Below are 17584 nucleotides of genomic sequence, written 5' to 3'. Positions count from 1 at the left end.
ATAGTGTTCCAAGTAAAACGAAAGTTACTTAGCCGCATGAACCGTTTACTTACCAAAGTGCTTAAGGTAAGCCTCTTCATTAAAACCAAAATACAGAAAGCCGTTATCTTCGATCACCGGGCGCTTAATCATACTGGTTTTTTGCTGTAGCAATGGCAAGGCTTCAGCAGCTGTTTGTACCGTTGCTTTGGTTTCGGCATCCAGCTGTTTCCAGGTCAGACCTTGCTTATTTAAAAAGGCTTCGTAGCCGGCCGTTTCGTTCCACTCCCGTAATTTTTCGGGCGAGATGCCCAGCTTTTTGAAGTCGTGAAATTCAAATTCGACATGGTTTTTCTTTAACCAGTCTAAAGCCTTTTTAACGGTATTGCAGTTGGTAATGCCATATACTTTCATGGCAACGAAGATATTAATTTCTGCTGCTACTGCCTACGTCGTCGTTACTGATGCCCCGCTTGTTCTTTTTAAGTTCGCTGTTCAGCTTGCCAAATTTATAGTTAAAGCTAAAATTAAAAGCGCGGGCAAACACATCATTGAGTGTTAGCTGATAGGAAGTTGGTGTGCGGATGGTATTATCAATAGTACGGAACTTTTGAAATGGCGTATTGATATAAGCAGAAAAAGTAGCTTTTTTGTCCCAAAACTCTTTAGAGGCACTGGCCGCATATCCCAACCAGTAATTGTCGCGTCCTTGCAGCAATACATAGCGGCTGTCAAAATCAAAGTTTAGCCCTAAGCGGTAGCCGTTATCAAACTTGTAGCCGGCACCTGCAAATGTATGTCCTTGAAAACCGCGAGTATTAAACAGCACGTTATTCACATACCCTTTAAGCCACACCCTTACTAACTGGCTGTTCAGATTAAAATTGAACTTATTATTGAATAAAGGATAGTTTACATTAAAATCAATACCTAAACGCTTGTTTGCTCCTACGTTTTGAAAAGTACTTACGCTTACCGCTGTGACTGGGTTAATCACCGTAATATTCTCAACCGTGTTGTTGGCAAACTTGTAGTTAAGCCCTACGTTTACAGACCCCTTTTTAAAATTGCTGTAATTTAATTCGATAACATGGCTCACTACAGCCTGAAGGTCCGGATTACCTACGTTGATTAAATTAGGATTTTGGCTGTTGATGAACGGATTAAGCTGCCATATACCCGGGCGCTGTATCCTGTCAGTATAAGCCAAATTTAAACTACTGCTTTTGAAGGTGCGTTGTACCGATATGGATGGTATAAGGTTAGAATACCGCTGATCTATTGCTGCATTGGCGTTTACGGTAGTATGCTCCAGGCGCAGACCACCTTTAGCTACCCATTTATCATTAAACTTTAATTGATAGGAGTTGTACAGGCTGTATACGTTTTGTTGGTATTTAAAATTACTAAGCTGCGCAGGGTCGGTTACATATTGCCCCGTGCTGCTCAATATCTCATTGTACGAATCGCTAAAATTATTGCGGAATATGGCTTTTGCCCCAGTCTCAATGTTTAGCTTTTTTTGCGGTTGTACATAATCCAGTTGCAGGGTATGCTCTTTACTGCCCGAGTTGTTGTACTGCCGGTAGTTAGGGTTGTTATAGTTAATGCGTTGCAGAAACTCAATATTGTTAAACTGATTGTTAGCTGAGTAATTATATTTATACGATCCGGTTAATAGCTGTTCTTTGTTGCGCTTAAAACCTAATTGATAATTAAGCCCTGCGCCAAATCCACTGTCTTTATTATCAACATTGTTATATGACCTATAACTATTGCTGTTATTGGCATTGGTACTGGTTAGGGTACTTGATAAATCGCGGTCGGAATTGCCTTTACCACCATAATATTCAAAAGTACCTGTGAGCAGGTTCAGGCTGTCAGCTTCATAAGTAAGCTCGGTGGTGCCATAAGCATAACGGCCGCTGTTAGTATTTGTGCCCGATTGCCTTAAATCTGAAAACTCATAATTGGGTGCGTTCACATCTGTTGTTGTACTGCTTTGATTAATATTAGAAAAGCCCGTTGTTAATTCATTACGCTTATTGTATCCAGCATAACCGCCTATACCCAGTTTGCCTTGCTTTACCGTTAAATTTAAATTAACACCCGGGCCCCAAAGATTGCTGTATCTGGTATTGATACTACCATTGTATCCCTGCTCAACATCTTTTTTTGTAATAATGTTGATAATACCAGCCAATCCTTCTGCGTCATACTTAGCGGGCGGCGTGGTAATTACTTCAATTTTTTGAATATTACTGGCAGGCATCGACCGGAACACATCAGCTGGGTTGCGTGCTATTAGCGCCGACGGTTTACCGTTAATGAGTATTTTATAATTGGTATTACCTTGTAACTTGATGTTATCAGTAGCATCAACCGATAGTAGCGGAACACGGCGCATCATATCCAGTACAGTAATCACTTTATTTTCCGGGTCGGCCTGCACGTCATAACTAATACGGTCTACCTCTCGTTTCATCAGAGGCTTAACATGGGTTATGGTGACCGCCTTTAACTGATTACTGGATACACTCATTAGTAACTGTCCTAAATTACTTGTTTGGCCGGGATGATCAAGATTGATTATTTTAGTGCCATAACCCACAAAAACCAAGTTGAGCTTGTAAGGTTTTACGGCGATGTTGTTTAAGATGAAGCTACCATCTTCTTTTGTAAATGTACTTTTAACAGGTTGGTTGGTAACAGCATCAGTAAGAGCTACAGTTACATAAGCCAACGGCTGTTTTTTTACAGAATCGGCTACTATACCTTTAATAATTATAGTTGCCGAAGAATTAGTTTGAGAAAACCCTGCAAAGCAGGTTGCCAGTAAAATGAGTATGGTGACAAGTAAGTGTTTAATCATTACTATGTGTTAAGGTCAGTTAATTTATGCGCTTCAATAGCATAGCGCCCAATATAAAACAGACGCCTATCCGATCTAATCGTTACACATAAACAGCATTTTATTTGCAAGTAATTAATTTAAAAACAATTATTTGCAAACGTTAACACTTCTTAACTTAACACAGCAAAGCCAGGGCGGGATCTTTATTTGTTAAATCGGGTCATTGTTAATTCCGAACCTACAGCAGCGAAGCTTTTAATCATTTCAATAGAACGATCCATCAGTGCCGGCAATTCGGGTTGCTCATCATGGTCAAATCCGCTTAACACGTAATCTACCTGACGGCCTTTGGGATAGTTATTGCTGATACCAAACCGTAAGCGTGCATAGTTATTATGTCCTAATACCTGCTCAATATGTTTCAACCCGTTATGCCCGGCGGCGCTGCCCTTGGGTTTGAGGCGTAGCGTTCCGAAGGGCAAAGCAAGGTCATCCACCAAAACTAACACATTTTCGACAGGTATTTTAAGTTGCTGCATCCAATAACTTAAAGCTTTGCCGCTCAGATTCATGTAGGTAGTAGGTTTAATTAAGTGCAGCATACGGCCTTTGTGGCTAACTTCGGTATAGTAAGCCAACCGCATGTTATGAAATTGAGTGCCTTCCTGCTTGGCCATTTCATCCAATATCATAAAACCGATATTGTGGCGGGTATCTTTGTATTCAGGTCCGATGTTGCCTAAGCCTACTATTAAATACTTCATATGGTAAAAACCGGTGTTGCCTCGATATTAAAAGCAGAGGCAGATGCAAAGCTAATAATCCAACCTTAACAAACGCAAAACCTTTAACGACAAGCTTAGACAAAAATCACTCAAGCCCCTATCTCCTATTCATCAGCACCTGCATAAAACGGCACAAAAAAAAAGCCGCTCTCTGAATCCAGGAGCGGCTTTTTTGTATTGGTTACCTTAAAGGCTTTAAACTTATTTACCTTTTGCAGCTTCTTGCTCAGCCTGACGCAGTGCACGAGAAGTAGTAATAGATAAGATAGTATCTTCGGGAGTGTTAGTGATAGTCAGGTTTGGAACGCTGATGTCGCGTACACGAACTGATTTACCTACTTCTAAACCTTCGATGCTTACTTCGATGTTATCTAAGTGGTTACCAGGTAAAGCTTTAACGCGCAATTTACGCAGCTTTTGTACCAATTTACCACCCATTTTAACACCAGGAGAAGTACCGGTTAAACGGATTGGAATTTCGATAGTTACCGGTTTGTTCTCGTCTAACTGTAAAAAGTCAACGTGCAGAATTTCGTCGGTTAACGGGTGAAACTGCATGTCTTTAATGATAGCCTGAGCTGTAGTACCGTTAATGTCTAAGTCTACGAATTGAACATCGGGTGTATAAACAACCTGTTTCAAATCAGCTGCGGACACTGCAAAGTGGGTTTGTGTAGCACCACCGTAAAGTACTGCAGGGATCATGCCCTGGTAACGCAGTTCTTTAGCGTCGCGTTTCCCTACGTTCTCTCTCGGAGAACCGCTAATAGCAATTGATTTCATTTTTTTATTTATTATTTTTCTTTGTTATTCCCACCCTCATTCGGTTTGTCCGATTTTTGAGTGAAGCTCTTATATTATTCCGCTTAAATGGGTTTAAACCATTTGGGCGAATGTTAATCTATCCTAAATAACTGACTGATAGAAGCATGCTCATTTACGTTAGCAATGGCTTTACCAAACAACTCGGCAGTTGATAAAACTTTTATCTTGCTGCACTCTTGCTTTAACGGAATGGTATCTGTAACAATCAGCTCGGTTAAAGCCGAATTCTCAATCGTTTCGTAAGCCTTACCTGATAAAAGCGGGTGAGTACATACAGCACGTACGCTGTTAGCGCCACGCTCCATAATTAAACCTGCTGCTTTAGCCAATGTGCCTGCAGTATCACAAATATCATCAATCAGTACAATGTCCTGCCCGGTAACATCACCAATCACAGTCATACTTTCAATTTCGTTGGCCCGCTTACGGCGTTTATCACAAATTACTACCTCGGCATTAAAAAACTTAGCAAAGGTACGTGCCCGGTACGAGCCTCCCATATCCGGCGAAGCAATGGTTAAATTAGGCAGCGCCAAACTTTTAATGTAAGGCACAAAAATAATCGAAGCATCCAGGTGATCTACCGGTATATCAAAAAACCCTTGTATCTGCGCAGCATGCAAATCCATCGTCATTACCCGGTTAGCGCCTGCTGCGGTAAGCAGATTGGCAACCAGCTTGGCGCCGATAGCTACACGTGGTTTATCTTTACGATCCTGACGTGCCAAACCGAAATACGGGATTACGGCAGTTACATAATGGGCTGATGCACGGCGTGCGGCATCAATCATCATGAGCAGTTCCATCAGGTTATCAGTTGGCGGGTAGGTTGATTGTATAAAAAACACATCACATCCCCTAACCGACTCGTTGATATAAGGCTGAAACTCGCCATCGCTAAACTTCGACAAAGTAAGATCGCCTAAATCACGACCATACACTTTGGCTATCTTAGTGGCCAGGTCTTGTGTACCTGAGCCCGAAAACAATTTAACCGGATTAAACTGTAAAGGCATCTTCTTAATACGTATGGCGGATTAACAGCCCGGTTTTTACACCAGCCATTATCCGGATTTATGCTTAAACTTAAATCTTACTGTTCACCCTTGCACCTATCCAATCATTATTACGATAACGATTGGATATTCGCTAAAACAAAAAATTCGAATTCCAATATCTGAAATTCGAATTTTTTATTTGTTGTCCGACCTGGATTCGAACCAAGACAAACGGTACCAAAAACCGTCGTACTACCTTTATACTATCGGACAATCCTCTTTCGTTCTGTTTCCGTTCCGAAATCGAATGCAAATGTAAGACGAATTTTGAAACCAGCAAAAATATTTTTCAAAAAATTTTACGGGTCTGGCTAAGTCACAGAATATCAGTTAAAATTATGTTAAACCATAAGTTATTGACCTAACCTACGTTTAGATTTATTAATTTCGGCAGCTTAAAATTTGTAAACTACAGATTGTATTCAATATAAACAATGAATTATTCTAAGATCAATAACCTGTTTGGCTGGCTGGCCTTTTTAATTGCCGCCATTACTTACACCTTAACACTCGAACCATCTACCAGCTTTTGGGATTGCGGCGAATTTATTGCCTGTATTTACCGTCTGCAAGTAGCTCACCAGCCAGGTGCCCCGTTGTTTACCATGATTGGTAAAGCATTTTCATTACTCTCTTTCGGTGATGTAACTAAAGTGGCTTTCTGGACTAACATGGCTTCGGCCCTGGCAAGTGCCGCTACTATACTGTTCTTGTTTTGGAGTATTACCATGCTGGCCAAAAAAATATTGGTTAAAAAAGCCGAAGACCTGGATACTACCAATCTCATTTTAATTATAGGATCGGGTTTGGTAGGCGCATTGGCTTATACTTTTTCAGATACGTTTTGGTTTTCGGCAGTTGAGTCTGAGGTTTATGCGCAATCGTCTTTGTGTACCGCTGTTGTATTCTGGGCTATTTTAAAATTTGATGCTCATGCTGATGAGCCGCAGGCCGACCGCTGGATTGTATTTATTGCCTACATCATGGGCTTATCCATCGGTATACACTTGCTAAACTTACTGGTTATACCGGTTGCAGCTTTAATTTTTTACTTTCGCCGTTCAAAAAATGTTACTGCATCGGGCACCATCTGGAGCTTTATTTTAGGTGTGGTTGTATTGGGTTTGGTGCTTTGGGGCATTATACAGTTTACTGTTAAAGGCGCTGCCTATGCCGATTTATTGTTTGTGAATACCCTTGGCTTTAGCTTTAACAGCGGCGCTATTGTATTTTATTTACTGGTGCTTATTACTTTAATTGCCGGTTTGTACTACTCAGTAACTACATCAAAAGCAGCTTTATTTACAGCCATAGCAGCTTTTGTGGCGGCATTAACCATTAGTGCTGGCATAGTGGGCTTTATTGCTGCCGGTGCGGTATTAGCCTTTTTAGAATATGTTTTAAAAGTACGCGAAAAACGCTACTCGCTAAACATGGTGCTGATCTGCACACTGTTTATTTTGTTTGGTTACAGCTCGTTTGTGATGATTGTAATACGTGCTAAAGCCGGTACTAATTTAAACAACAGTGACCCGCAGGATGCCTTTGCCTTAAACAGCTACCTGAACCGCGACCAGTACGGCGAAACACCATTGGTGTATGGCCAGTACTTTGACGGCAAGCCGGTTGACCAGACTGAGGGTGGCACGTTGTATCGCCGTGGTGATACTAAATACGAAATAGCTGGCAAAAAGCTTAAAACTACTTACGATCATAACACGGTATTCCCTCGCATATTTGATAACGATCCTAATAAATCGGCATTTTACCGCGAGTGGCTGCAGATGAGCCAGGACGAAGTTCCGACCATGAAGCATAATATGGGTTTCTTCTTTAGCTGGCAGGTACAGCAAATGTATAACCGTTATTTTCTATGGAATTTTTGGGGCCGTACCAACGACATGGATGGTCAGAATAATAGTAACGGAACCGACGGTAACTTTATTAGCGGTTTAAACTTTGGTAAAGCGCTGCCTTATACGGTAACCCAGAGTAAAGCCTATAACCGTTTATTTGCACTGCCGTTCATCATAGGCATATTGGGCTTATTCTATCACTTTCAGCGCAGCAAGCGCGATGCCGGTGTGGTAGCAGTATTGTTTTTCTTTACCGGTTTGGCTATTGTTTTATACCTTAACCAAAACCCGTTACAGCCACGCGAACGTGATTATGCGTACGCCGGTTCGTTTTACGTATTTACCATATGGATTGGCTTAGGCGTATTGTTTATTGCTGATTTACTGCGTAAGGTAGTTAGCCCAAAAGTTGGCGCCGGTATTGCCACTGTAGTTTGTTTGCTGGCAGCACCTGTACTGATGGCTAACCAGGAGTGGGATGACCATGACCGTTCTACCAAGCTTACGCCGCACGATATGGCCAGCAACTACCTAAACTCTTGCGCGCCGAACGCTATTTTGTTTACTTATGGCGATAATGACACTTACCCATTATGGTTTGCCCAGGAAGTGGAAGGTATACGCCCCGACGTTCGTATTGTAAACTTAAGTTTGCTGGGTACTGATTGGTACATCCGCCAAATGAAACAAAAGATGAATGATTCGGAGCCGTTGCCTATTACCATGCCTAACAATAAGTTTGCATCGGGTGTACGCGATATTATATACTGGAACGAGCAGATGAATGTTAAAGATACCACAGAACTTAAAGAGGTATTTGATTTTATCACCTCTGACAACCCAGACACTAAAGTTCAATATGAAAGTGGTTTATCACAGAACTATCTGCCTACCAAAAACTTCAAGATTACAGTTAACCCAGAGGACGTGATTAGTTCGGGCACAGTATCGGCCAATCAAAAAGCCGACATTGTACCAGCCATTACCTGGAAGATGAACTCAAATTATGTCACTAAAGACAACCTGGCTTTAATAGACATTTTGTCGCACAATAACTGGAAACGCCCTGTTTATTTTGCCATTACCGTAGGCAGCGAAAACATGATGGGCTTGGATAAATATTTACATGATGAAGGTTTTGCTTACCACCTGCAGCCATTAAAACCAGATACCGCTCAAAATGCCCCTGACCCAATGAATACTTTGGTAATGTATAACAACATGATGACCAAGTTTAAATGGGGCAACATGAAAAATGCCAAATATTTAGATCATGAATCGGTTACGATGTTTTTACCTATTATTCAGAAGCAGTTTAACTCATTAATTGCCAACCTGACTAAAGAAGGGCACCAGGATTTAGCTATTAAGGCGCTGAACCGTTATGCTGAGGTAATGCCGGATGAAATTCCTTATAGTGAAATTGCTTTGCGTAAGTTTTATTTAACCAACAATGCATACAATTTAAATCAAACCGCACTGGCTGTGAAGTGGACTAACCAACTGGATGATTTTGTTACCAACCTGCTTGATTACAACTATAAAATTATGCAAAATGGCGGTGGTGAACTGAACCAGCGCGATGTTCAATTAGGAATGTACGTTTTAAACGGATTAATGGAGTATACCACCATCCATAAACAAACAGCATTGTTTAATAAGCTAAGCGCACAGTTTAAAGGCTACGAAGCTAAGTTTGGCAATGTGCTTGGCGGTCAGCAATAATTGACGATAAAGTTTTTATAATTTTTAACGCCGGCGCTGTTTGCAGCACCGGCGTTTTTTGTTTTCATTAAAATATACCTCTTAAATAAAATCAAGCAACTGCTATAAACAAGGGTGTGATTGCTTCAAACTGCCGATGTTTTGTAAAGCACATCATACGCATTTTTTTGATAACAAGGGCATCAAAAACAAAGGGCGCCATAACCTGGCACCCTTTAAGCATCAATAAACTTTTATTGGTGTAATACTACAACCTACCGATATCGCCGCTGCCGGATTTGGAAGTGGATACTTGTTTGGCAGCTCCGGTATACCGGATATCACCAGAACCTGATACCTTAGCATCTACTCGCTGGCTGGCATTGACAACTGCATCGCCCGACCCGCTTAATTTTACAGCCGCATTCACAGATTGCAATTTGCGGGCATCAAAATCGCCGGAGCCGGATGCCTTTACGCTAATATTATCGGCGCGGCCGCTCAAAGCTACATCGCCCGAGCCTGAGATACCGCACTCCAGATTTTCAGCCTCTATACGACCTTCAACATCGCCCGAACCTCTTACCATTAGTGACAGTGATTGCGTGCGCAGTCCCTCACTAAAAGCCACATCACCGGAGCCATTCACATTAACGGCATTCACGTTTCGCACTACTACCCTTACTATTCTTTTTCTGTTACCCCAATCCCAACTCATGCCGCCCATAGAGCGCTTGTTATCAATATGCAATACGCCGTTTTTTACTTCGGTAACAATCTTATCCAAATCGCCACGCTCTGCTTCCACTTTTACCGACTCGGTGCTTCCTTGTGTGATAAACACATCAAAAGAACCGGAAACATCTATAGATGAAAAGCCCGACAAATGGCGGTCCTGAATTTCTGTTCTGTCGCCGGCAACTGATACAGAAACAGGAACTGCGAAAGAAGATTTATTTACGCCGGCACTTAGTGCGGTTATGATTAAAATGGTAGCTAATGATTTCATGATATTGGATTGTTTGTATGGATAAGACGCGACATGTTTAAGATTGGTTACAGCGCTATCATAATTTTTCGTCAGCAAAAAAGCCACCGTCTTTTTAAAAACGATGGCTTTTGTTATTTAGAACTGTGTCTGATTATTTTATCAGCTTGTAGTAAGCATCATTCCATGCAATTTCTTTCTGAAATTCGCGTAGCTTGGTTTCTTTGCCAATCAGCAAATACTCAATACCCGCCATTTCGGCAAAAGCATGTAAATGCTCATCAGTTAAGTTTTGGCTGTAACAGGTATGGTGTGCACCACCAGCCTGAATCCAGGCGGCACAACCGGTTTTCATATCCGGATATGGTTTCCATAACACACGGGCTACCGGTAAGTTAGGCAATTCGTTAGTCGGCTCAACGGCTTCTACTTCGTTTACAATCATGCGGAAACGGTTACCCATATCCACAATAGATGCATTTAATGCTGCACCGCCACCTACGTTAAATACTAAACGTACAGGGTCGGCTTTACCGCCAATACCTAACGGATGTACTTCAACTTTTGGTTTACCGGTAGCAATAGCCGGATCAACCTCCAGCATGTGCGAACCCAATACCATAGAGTTGTTGCCGTCAAAATGGTAAGTATAATCTTCCATAAAGGCATTACCGCCCGGCAAACCAGCTCCCATTACTTTCATGGCACGTACCAAGGCAGCGGTTTTCCAATCGCCTTCGCCGGCAAAGCCATAACCTTCGGCCATTAAGCGCTGAGCACCAATGCCTGGTAATTGTACCATACCGTGCAAATCTTCAAACGTATCGCTAAAGCCTTTAAAGCCACCTTGTTTTAAGAAGGTACGTAAACCTACCTCAATTTTAGCAGCCTCAATTAATGATTGATGCTGATCACCACCTTTTTGCAGTGATGGCATTACATCATACAAATCGTGATATTCGGCAATTTGCTGGTCAATTAAAGAGTAATCGAGTGCGTTAATCACTTGTACTAAATCGCCGATACCGTAAGTGTTTACAGAGAAACCAAATTGCAATTCGGCCTCCACTTTATCGCCGTCAGTTACGGCAACATAGCGCATGTTATCACCAAAGCGGGCAAATTTAGCACCTTGCCAATCATGCCATCCGGCGGCAGCACGTGCCCAAACACCAATTTGCTCAGCTACTTCTTTTTCTTGCCAGTGACCTACAACCACTTTACGGCGTAAACGCATACGCGATGCCATAAAACCGAACTCGCGGTCGCCGTGGGCGCTTTGGTTCAGGTTCATGAAATCCATATCAATACTCGACCATGGAATCTGGCTGTTGTATTGCGTATGTAAGTGCAGGATTGGCTTTTTAAGAATGCTCAATCCGCGGATCCACATTTTAGCAGGCGAAAATGTATGCATCCAGGTAATTAAACCGATACAATCTGTAGCTACGTTAGCTTGCTGTACCAGGCTATAAATTTCTTCTGACGATTTTACGGTAGGTTTAAACACAACTTTCACCGGTACATCGGCCATACCATCCAAACCGCGGGCAATCTCTTGCGAGTGTTCAGCAACCTGCTTTAAGGTTTCCTCGCCATATAAATCCTGACTACCGGTTACAAACCAGACTTCAAGTTCTTTTAAATTTATCATTTTAGTTGATTAGTTAAATTGTTGATTGGTTAAGTAGTTGAAGATGAAATTAAATGAATAATCGAATAGGTTATAATGCTTAAAACCTATCTAACTACTCACTTATCAACCTATCAACTAACTCTGCCCGTAATACGAATCCGGTCCGTGTTTGCGTTCGTAGTGTTTGCGGATTAGTGCATCTTTAAGACGCGGTGCCTGCGGGTTAATTTGCTCGGTAAGTAATGCCATTTTAGCAATAGCTTCAAGTACCGCACTGTTATGCACGGCTTTAGCTGCTGTTTTGCCCCAGCTAAATGGTGCATGGTTACCCACCAACACCATCTCCACCTCTTTATAATCTAAACCTTTGTCACGGAACACATCCATAATTTGGAAACCGGTTTGATATTCGTAGTCGCCTTTAATGTACTCATCAATCATTGGCGGCGCACACGGGATATCTACGGTATTGTAATCGGCATGTGTAGTGCCGAAAATTGGAATATCACGTTGTGATTGCGCCCAGGCTGTACCGTAGGTAGAGTGGGTATGACATACACCGCCTATGCCCGGCCAGTTTTTATATAGCACGGCATGGGTTTTAGTATCTGATGACGGTCTTAAGTCGCCTTGCACGGTTTTACCCTCAAAGTCAACAATCACCATTTTTTCGGGCGAAAGGTCTTCGTAAGGCACGCCGCTGGGTTTAATGGCAAATACACCTAAGTTATGGTCGGCTGCGCTAACGTTACCGAAGGTAAAAATAACTAGGCCCAGCTTAGGCAGTTCCATATTGGCCTCGTAAGCGGCCTGCTGAATATGTTCGTACATCGTAGTTTGGGTTTAAACAGTAGTTTCGGTAAAAGCACCTAGTTTTTGATATTGCTGGTAGCGTTTGTTATAAAACTCGGTATTAGCTGCGTTAGGTGAATACTCTACGTCAAAACCACCACCCATAGCAGTCATTGCTTCCTCTACTTTAGGGTAAACACCGGCAACGGTAGCGGCAAACATGGCTGCACCTAAAGCACAGGTATGTTCAAACTGGTGTATGCGGATAGGCATCTGCAATACATCGGCCATCATTTGCATAATGTAAGGTGATTTTTTAGCCACACCACCAATACCAATAATGGCTTCTACCGGTACACCTTCGCTTCTGAAACGCTCTACAATGCTGCGGGCGCCAAAGCAGGTAGCCTCGGCCAGGGCACGGAATACGCGTGGCGCATCGCTGCCCAAACCTAAACCAGTAATGGTTCCTTTTAACAATTGATTAGCATCAGGCGTGCGGCGGCCGTTAAACCAATCGGTAGCCAACTCTGCTTTTTCATCCAGCGGTAAAGCTGCAGCTTGCTTGCTCAGCTCAGGGATGATACGACCTATCATTTCTTCCTGCAATGCACCTGCAGTTTGCTCATCAATCACTTTAGAACCGGCCATGAGATTTTGCACCGGCCAGGCTACCAGGTTTTTAAACCAGGCATAAGTATCGCCAAAGGCAGATTGCCCAGCCTCTAAACCGGCCATACCCGGGATAACCGAACCATCAACCTGTCCGCAAATACCCTTTACCAGTTTACCGTCCATGTCGCGGTTAGGTGCTACCAGGATATCGCAGGTAGAAGTACCCATTACCTTACTCAGGTGGTAAGGCTCAATCTGGCCACCAACGGCCCCCATGTGCGCATCAAAAGCGCCTACGCCAACCAGCACATCAGTTGACAAACCTAAACGGCTAGCCCACTCGGCCGATAAGTTTCCTGCTGACACATCAGAAGTATAAGTGTCTTTATATAAACGTTCGGTAAAGCCTTTCAGCAGCGGGTCTAATGAGGAGAAAAACTCATCAGGCGGCAAACCGCCAAACTCTTCGGCCCAAAGGGCTTTGTGCCCTGCCGAGCAGCGGCCGCGCATAATTTTGTTAGCGTCGGTACCACCAGTCAGTAAAAACGGAACCCAGTCGCAATGCTCTACCCAGGAGTAAACGGCATCACGTACTTTCTCGTCGGTACGGAGGATGTGCAGCAGCTTTGCCCAAAACCACTCGGATGAGTAAATGCCGCCTACATATTGCAGGTAATTGGTATCAAATTTGGTGGCGTGCTCGTTAATTTCGGCAGCTTCCTGTACTGAGGTATGATCTTTCCAAAGCACAAACATGGCTCCAGGATGTTCTGAAAATTCGGGTAATAAAGCTAAAGGTACGCCTTGTTTATCAACCGCTACCGGGGTTGAGCCGGTGGTATCAACCGCTATGGCTTTAATCTGCGCAGCCACTTCCGGTCCGGCTTTGGCAATACAAGCTTTAATGGTATGTTCCAGCCCTTCGATATAATCGAGCGGGTGCTGCCTGAATTGATTTTGGGCGGCGTTGCAGTACAATTGCTTTTGCCAGCGGGGATAATAAAAAACTGAAGTAGCTAATTCTTTACCATCAGCGGCATTGACAATTACCGAACGCACAGAGTCGGATCCATAGTCAACACCAATTACATATTGGGGTTTATCAGTCATGGTTAGCTATTAATTGTAGTTTTGACATTTAATAGAATGTAAAAGTATGTTTCTTATACTTTACAACAAAAAATTAAATTATAAAAATTGAAGGTTATCAGGTGTGATAATTAAACTGAATATTTTATACAGGTTCTCTTTATACTTATCCTTATTCAGCGTATAATAAAAAGCCCCTTTTTTTGAGCCGAGTTTGTCTTTTTCATCCAGTTTGATGAGCAAATCGGTTGAAAGCAGCTTGCGGCTAAAATTACGCTTGTCAAAGCTGATTTCATAGACCGCATCATACATGCTTTGAATTTGCGGCAGGGTAAATTTTTGCGGCAGCAGTTCAAATACTACCGGGTGCAACGCCGCCTTGTACTGCAGGCGTTTTTTGGCCAGTTCTACCATCTCGTTATGATCAAAAATCAGCGACGGAAAATTACGGATCGGGAACCACTCGGCATGGTAATCGGCACTTAGCTGCTGCTTGTAACGGGCAATATCAATTAAAGCAAAATAGGCAATACTCACCGTACGCTCGGTGGTATCGCGCTTTACAGCGCCAAAGGCATGCAGTTGCTCCAGGTATACGCCCTGCAAACCGGTTAGCTGATGCAAAATACGAACGGAGGCATCGTCCACACTTTCTTCAGGGTTTACGTAGCCACCCATCAGGCTCCATTTATGTAACTCCGGATTAAAGCCCCGTTGTATAAGCAACAGCTTCAAATCAGTTCCGTCAAAGCCGAACACAATACAATCAATAGCTACAGCTATATGCGGTGCCTTTTTATTTTTCATCCTTTTGCAGTAACGTAGCTAATGTAAGGCATTTGTTAAATAAACAAAAATGATACGTTTTTATTAGAACCGAATTGATTTTGGCCCGTAATAATGCCCAATGGCCGTTTTGAGAATATTGTTGATTGCAGTATTTGATTTGACCGGCTAAGTTTACACACTTAAAGCGTAGCTGTGCCCGGCACACATGGAGTATGATGATATGAAAATTGCGAATCTTATTTTAACCTATACCAGTCCACTGCTTACCGAACGCTTAATTGTTAAATTACAACATCCGCAAATTGATTTTTATATCCACGTCGATAAAAAATTCAGTATTCATCCTTATTTGTATCTGCGAAAATACCCGAACGTTTATTTCATCAACACCCGCGAAGACGTACGCTGGGCCGGATACAATACCATCAAAGCCACCTTTAATTGTATAAGGGAAATTACAGCATCCGGTATTGAATATGATTACATAAACTTTTTAAGCGGACAAGACTACCCCATCAAATCGGCCCAATATATACTCGATTTTTTTGAGCGCAACCGCGGAAAGCAGTTTATTGAATACAAAGATGTTTACAAAGAATGGCGTGAAGCAATTCCACGTTTTACACGATACCACTTTACCAATTACAAATTTAAGGGAAAAGACCGCTTAGCACAATTGGTTAACTGGCTTACTCCTGCCCGTAAGATTCCGTATAACCTGGTGCCCTATGGCAAAGCTATGTTTTGGATGCTCACACCATCCAGAGCTATGTATGTTGCAAATTATGTTGAGCAAAACCCGCGGTTAGAACGCTACTTGAAGCATACCTGGGCCAGCGACGAATTTGTGTTCCAGACCATACTCATGAATTCGCCTTATAAAAATGAGCTGGTGAATAACGATTATCGTTACATTGACTGGTCGGGCGGTGGAACACATCCCAAAGTACTGACCTTGGATGATTTAGAAAAACTAAAAAACACAGATGATCTGTTTACCCGCAAAGTGAACCTGGAAAAAAGTACAAGTTTGCTAAATGCGCTTGACCAATATTAACAATAGATTTTTGATGACTTTACTGAATGGCATATATAATTGATATACCTACTTTTAGCGACCATCGCGGCAACTTAACCGTATTGGATAGTGCTATCCCTTTTGATATAAAGCGTTTATTTTACATCTATGGTGTTGATAATTCGGCCCGGGGCGGTCACCGGCATCATAAAACAATCCAGGCTGCTATTTGCATTAAAGGAAGCTGCACCATCATTAACCACGATGGCATTTCTTTGGAACATATAGAACTTGATGAACCCCGCAAATGCCTCATCCTGGAAACCAAAGACTGGCACATGATGACCAATTTTAGCGCCGATGCCATTTTATTGGTTTTAGCCTCTACACCGTTTGATGCTGCTGATTATATTTTTGATCCCTATCCTTTATTAAATGATAGCTTATGAAAATCTGCTTGAATTAAACCGCCCGTTTACCGAGCGCTTTAAACAGCAGTTTGATGACTTTTTAAATTCTGGCTGGTATATTTTAGGAGAAAGTGTTAAACGCTTTGAACTGCAGTTTGCCGCCTGGAATAATTCGGCCCATTGCATAGGCGTTGCTAACGGACTGGATGCTTTGACCATGGCCCTAAAGCCCTATAACTTTGAGCCGGGAAGTGAAGTTATTGTACCCTCAAACACCTACATTGCTACTATACTGGCTATTTTAAACAACAACCTTACGCCGGTATTGGTTGAGCCTGACATCAGAACATACAATATTGATCCGCTATTAATTGAGGATGCCATTACGCCGCGCACCAAGGCTATTATGGTAGTTCATTTGTATGGCAAATGCTGCGCAATGGATGCGATTATGCGCGTTAAGGAAAAACATAACCTACTCCTGATTGAAGATTGTGCACAGGCACATGGTGCTACTTTTAAGGGGCAAAAAGCCGGTACTTTTGGCGAGTTTGGTGCTTTTAGTTTTTACCCCACCAAAAACTTAGGAGCCCTGGGTGATGCCGGAGCTCTTACCACCAATAACCCGGCATTAGAAACTGTAGTGCGCCAGATGCGCAATTACGGTTCCGAAAAAAAATATTACAACGAGCGTATTGGCATCAACTCGCGGCTGGATGAATTACAGGCGGCTTTTTTAAGTACCAAGCTCGAAGCTTTAGATGCTATCAATAACCATAAGCGCCAATTAGCCGGGTTATATCTCCAACATTTAAACGCAAATTTCATCTTACCTGTAGTTGATGATGACTATAAAGATGTTTATCACATTTTTAACATTAGGCACCCCGAACGCGACCGGTTGAAAGTCTATTTACTGGAAAAAGGTATTGGTACAGAAATTCATTACCCGGTGCCGCCACATCAGCAAAAAGCATTGCAGCCTGTATTACAGAACCAAAGTTATCCTATTGCCGAAGAAATACACCGTACCACACTAAGCTTACCGTGCTCTTACTGGCATACCCCGGCACAAATAAAAACAGTGATTGATACGCTTAACAGGTTCTAAAAATTCTTTTGTTTTCGAAAAGCATAGTCACCAAAGAAATTTTTTTTCATTAGTGTAAACAGCACAGCGAATATT

14 protein-coding genes are annotated in these 17584 nt (G+C 42.4%); 4 read left to right on the top strand and 10 right to left on the bottom strand.

The genetic code is table 11. From position 1 onward, the window contains the following. Positions 1–45: 45 nt before the first annotated feature. The 5 genes from AAGR14_RS02140 to AAGR14_RS02120 form a co-directional block, all read right to left on the bottom strand. The gene (locus AAGR14_RS02140; RefSeq protein ID WP_342646949.1) at positions 46–393 is read right to left on the bottom strand and encodes a Spx/MgsR family RNA polymerase-binding regulatory protein; all 348 of its coding nucleotides are present in this window, start codon (positions 391–393) and stop codon (positions 46–48) included. Between the two features lie 13 nt (positions 394–406). Beyond that, positions 407–2851, bottom strand: coding sequence for a TonB-dependent receptor (locus AAGR14_RS02135; protein WP_342646948.1), 2445 nt, complete (start codon positions 2849–2851; stop codon positions 407–409). Between the two features lie 185 nt (positions 2852–3036). Next, entirely contained in the window at positions 3037–3597 is a 561-nt protein-coding gene (pth, locus tag AAGR14_RS02130) for an aminoacyl-tRNA hydrolase (RefSeq protein WP_342646947.1), read from the bottom strand. A gap of 222 nt (positions 3598–3819) precedes the next feature. Further along, entirely contained in the window at positions 3820–4401 is a 582-nt protein-coding gene (locus tag AAGR14_RS02125) for a 50S ribosomal protein L25/general stress protein Ctc (RefSeq protein ID WP_342646946.1), read from the bottom strand. A 113-nt stretch (positions 4402–4514) separates the two neighbouring features. After that, a complete protein-coding gene (locus AAGR14_RS02120; protein WP_342646945.1) occupies positions 4515–5459 on the bottom strand; it encodes a ribose-phosphate pyrophosphokinase in 945 nt (314 codons plus the stop codon). Positions 5460–5935: 476 nt separating this feature from the next. Between AAGR14_RS02120 and AAGR14_RS02115 the strand changes: the two genes are divergently transcribed. Beyond that, a complete protein-coding gene (locus AAGR14_RS02115) occupies positions 5936–9082 on the top strand; it encodes a DUF2723 domain-containing protein (RefSeq protein ID WP_342646944.1) in 3147 nt (1048 codons plus the stop codon). 247 nt (positions 9083–9329) lie between these two features. On the opposite strand, the gene AAGR14_RS02110 is transcribed toward AAGR14_RS02115, so the two are convergent. The 5 genes from AAGR14_RS02110 to AAGR14_RS02090 all read right to left on the bottom strand — a co-directional run bounded on the left by AAGR14_RS02110 (position 9330) and on the right by AAGR14_RS02090 (position 14988). Next, positions 9330–10070: a head GIN domain-containing protein gene (locus AAGR14_RS02110; protein ID WP_342646943.1), complete on the bottom strand. Its 741-nt coding sequence runs from the start codon at positions 10068–10070 to the stop codon at positions 9330–9332. A gap of 133 nt (positions 10071–10203) precedes the next feature. Further along, positions 10204–11703 carry an L-arabinose isomerase gene (gene araA, locus AAGR14_RS02105; protein WP_342646942.1) on the bottom strand — a complete coding sequence of 500 codons (1500 nt, stop codon included), beginning with the start codon at positions 11701–11703 and terminating at the stop codon, positions 10204–10206. A gap of 117 nt (positions 11704–11820) precedes the next feature. Then, the gene (locus tag AAGR14_RS02100; RefSeq protein ID WP_342646941.1) at positions 11821–12516 is read right to left on the bottom strand and encodes an L-ribulose-5-phosphate 4-epimerase; all 696 of its coding nucleotides are present in this window, start codon (positions 12514–12516) and stop codon (positions 11821–11823) included. A 12-nt stretch (positions 12517–12528) separates the two neighbouring features. Further along, a complete protein-coding gene (locus AAGR14_RS02095; protein WP_342646940.1) occupies positions 12529–14202 on the bottom strand; it encodes a ribulokinase in 1674 nt (557 codons plus the stop codon). A gap of 78 nt (positions 14203–14280) precedes the next feature. Continuing rightward, complete coding sequence (locus AAGR14_RS02090; protein ID WP_342646939.1) at positions 14281–14988, bottom strand: NUDIX domain-containing protein; 708 nt, start codon at positions 14986–14988, stop codon at positions 14281–14283. 202 nt (positions 14989–15190) lie between these two features. Between AAGR14_RS02090 and AAGR14_RS02085 the strand changes: the two genes are divergently transcribed. The 3 genes from AAGR14_RS02085 to AAGR14_RS02075 are packed head-to-tail and all read left to right on the top strand — an operon-like array spanning position 15191 to position 17509. After that, positions 15191–16027, top strand: a complete 837-nt coding sequence (locus tag AAGR14_RS02085) for a beta-1,6-N-acetylglucosaminyltransferase (RefSeq protein WP_342646938.1) — start codon at positions 15191–15193, stop codon at positions 16025–16027. Positions 16028–16053: 26 nt separating this feature from the next. Then, the gene (locus tag AAGR14_RS02080) at positions 16054–16437 is read left to right on the top strand and encodes an FdtA/QdtA family cupin domain-containing protein (protein WP_342646937.1); all 384 of its coding nucleotides are present in this window, start codon (positions 16054–16056) and stop codon (positions 16435–16437) included. Continuing rightward, positions 16424–17509, top strand: a complete 1086-nt coding sequence (locus AAGR14_RS02075) for a DegT/DnrJ/EryC1/StrS family aminotransferase (protein ID WP_342646936.1) — start codon at positions 16424–16426, stop codon at positions 17507–17509. Before AAGR14_RS02080 ends, AAGR14_RS02075 begins: the two co-directional genes overlap by 14 nt. The last annotated feature ends 75 nt before the right edge of the window (positions 17510–17584 follow it).

It is taken from the genome of Mucilaginibacter sp. CSA2-8R (assembly GCF_038806765.1).
GTDB lineage: Bacteria > Bacteroidota > Bacteroidia > Sphingobacteriales > Sphingobacteriaceae > Mucilaginibacter.
Note: the sequence above shows the minus strand (reverse complement) of the source record. Positions and strands in the feature narration are given on the sequence as shown.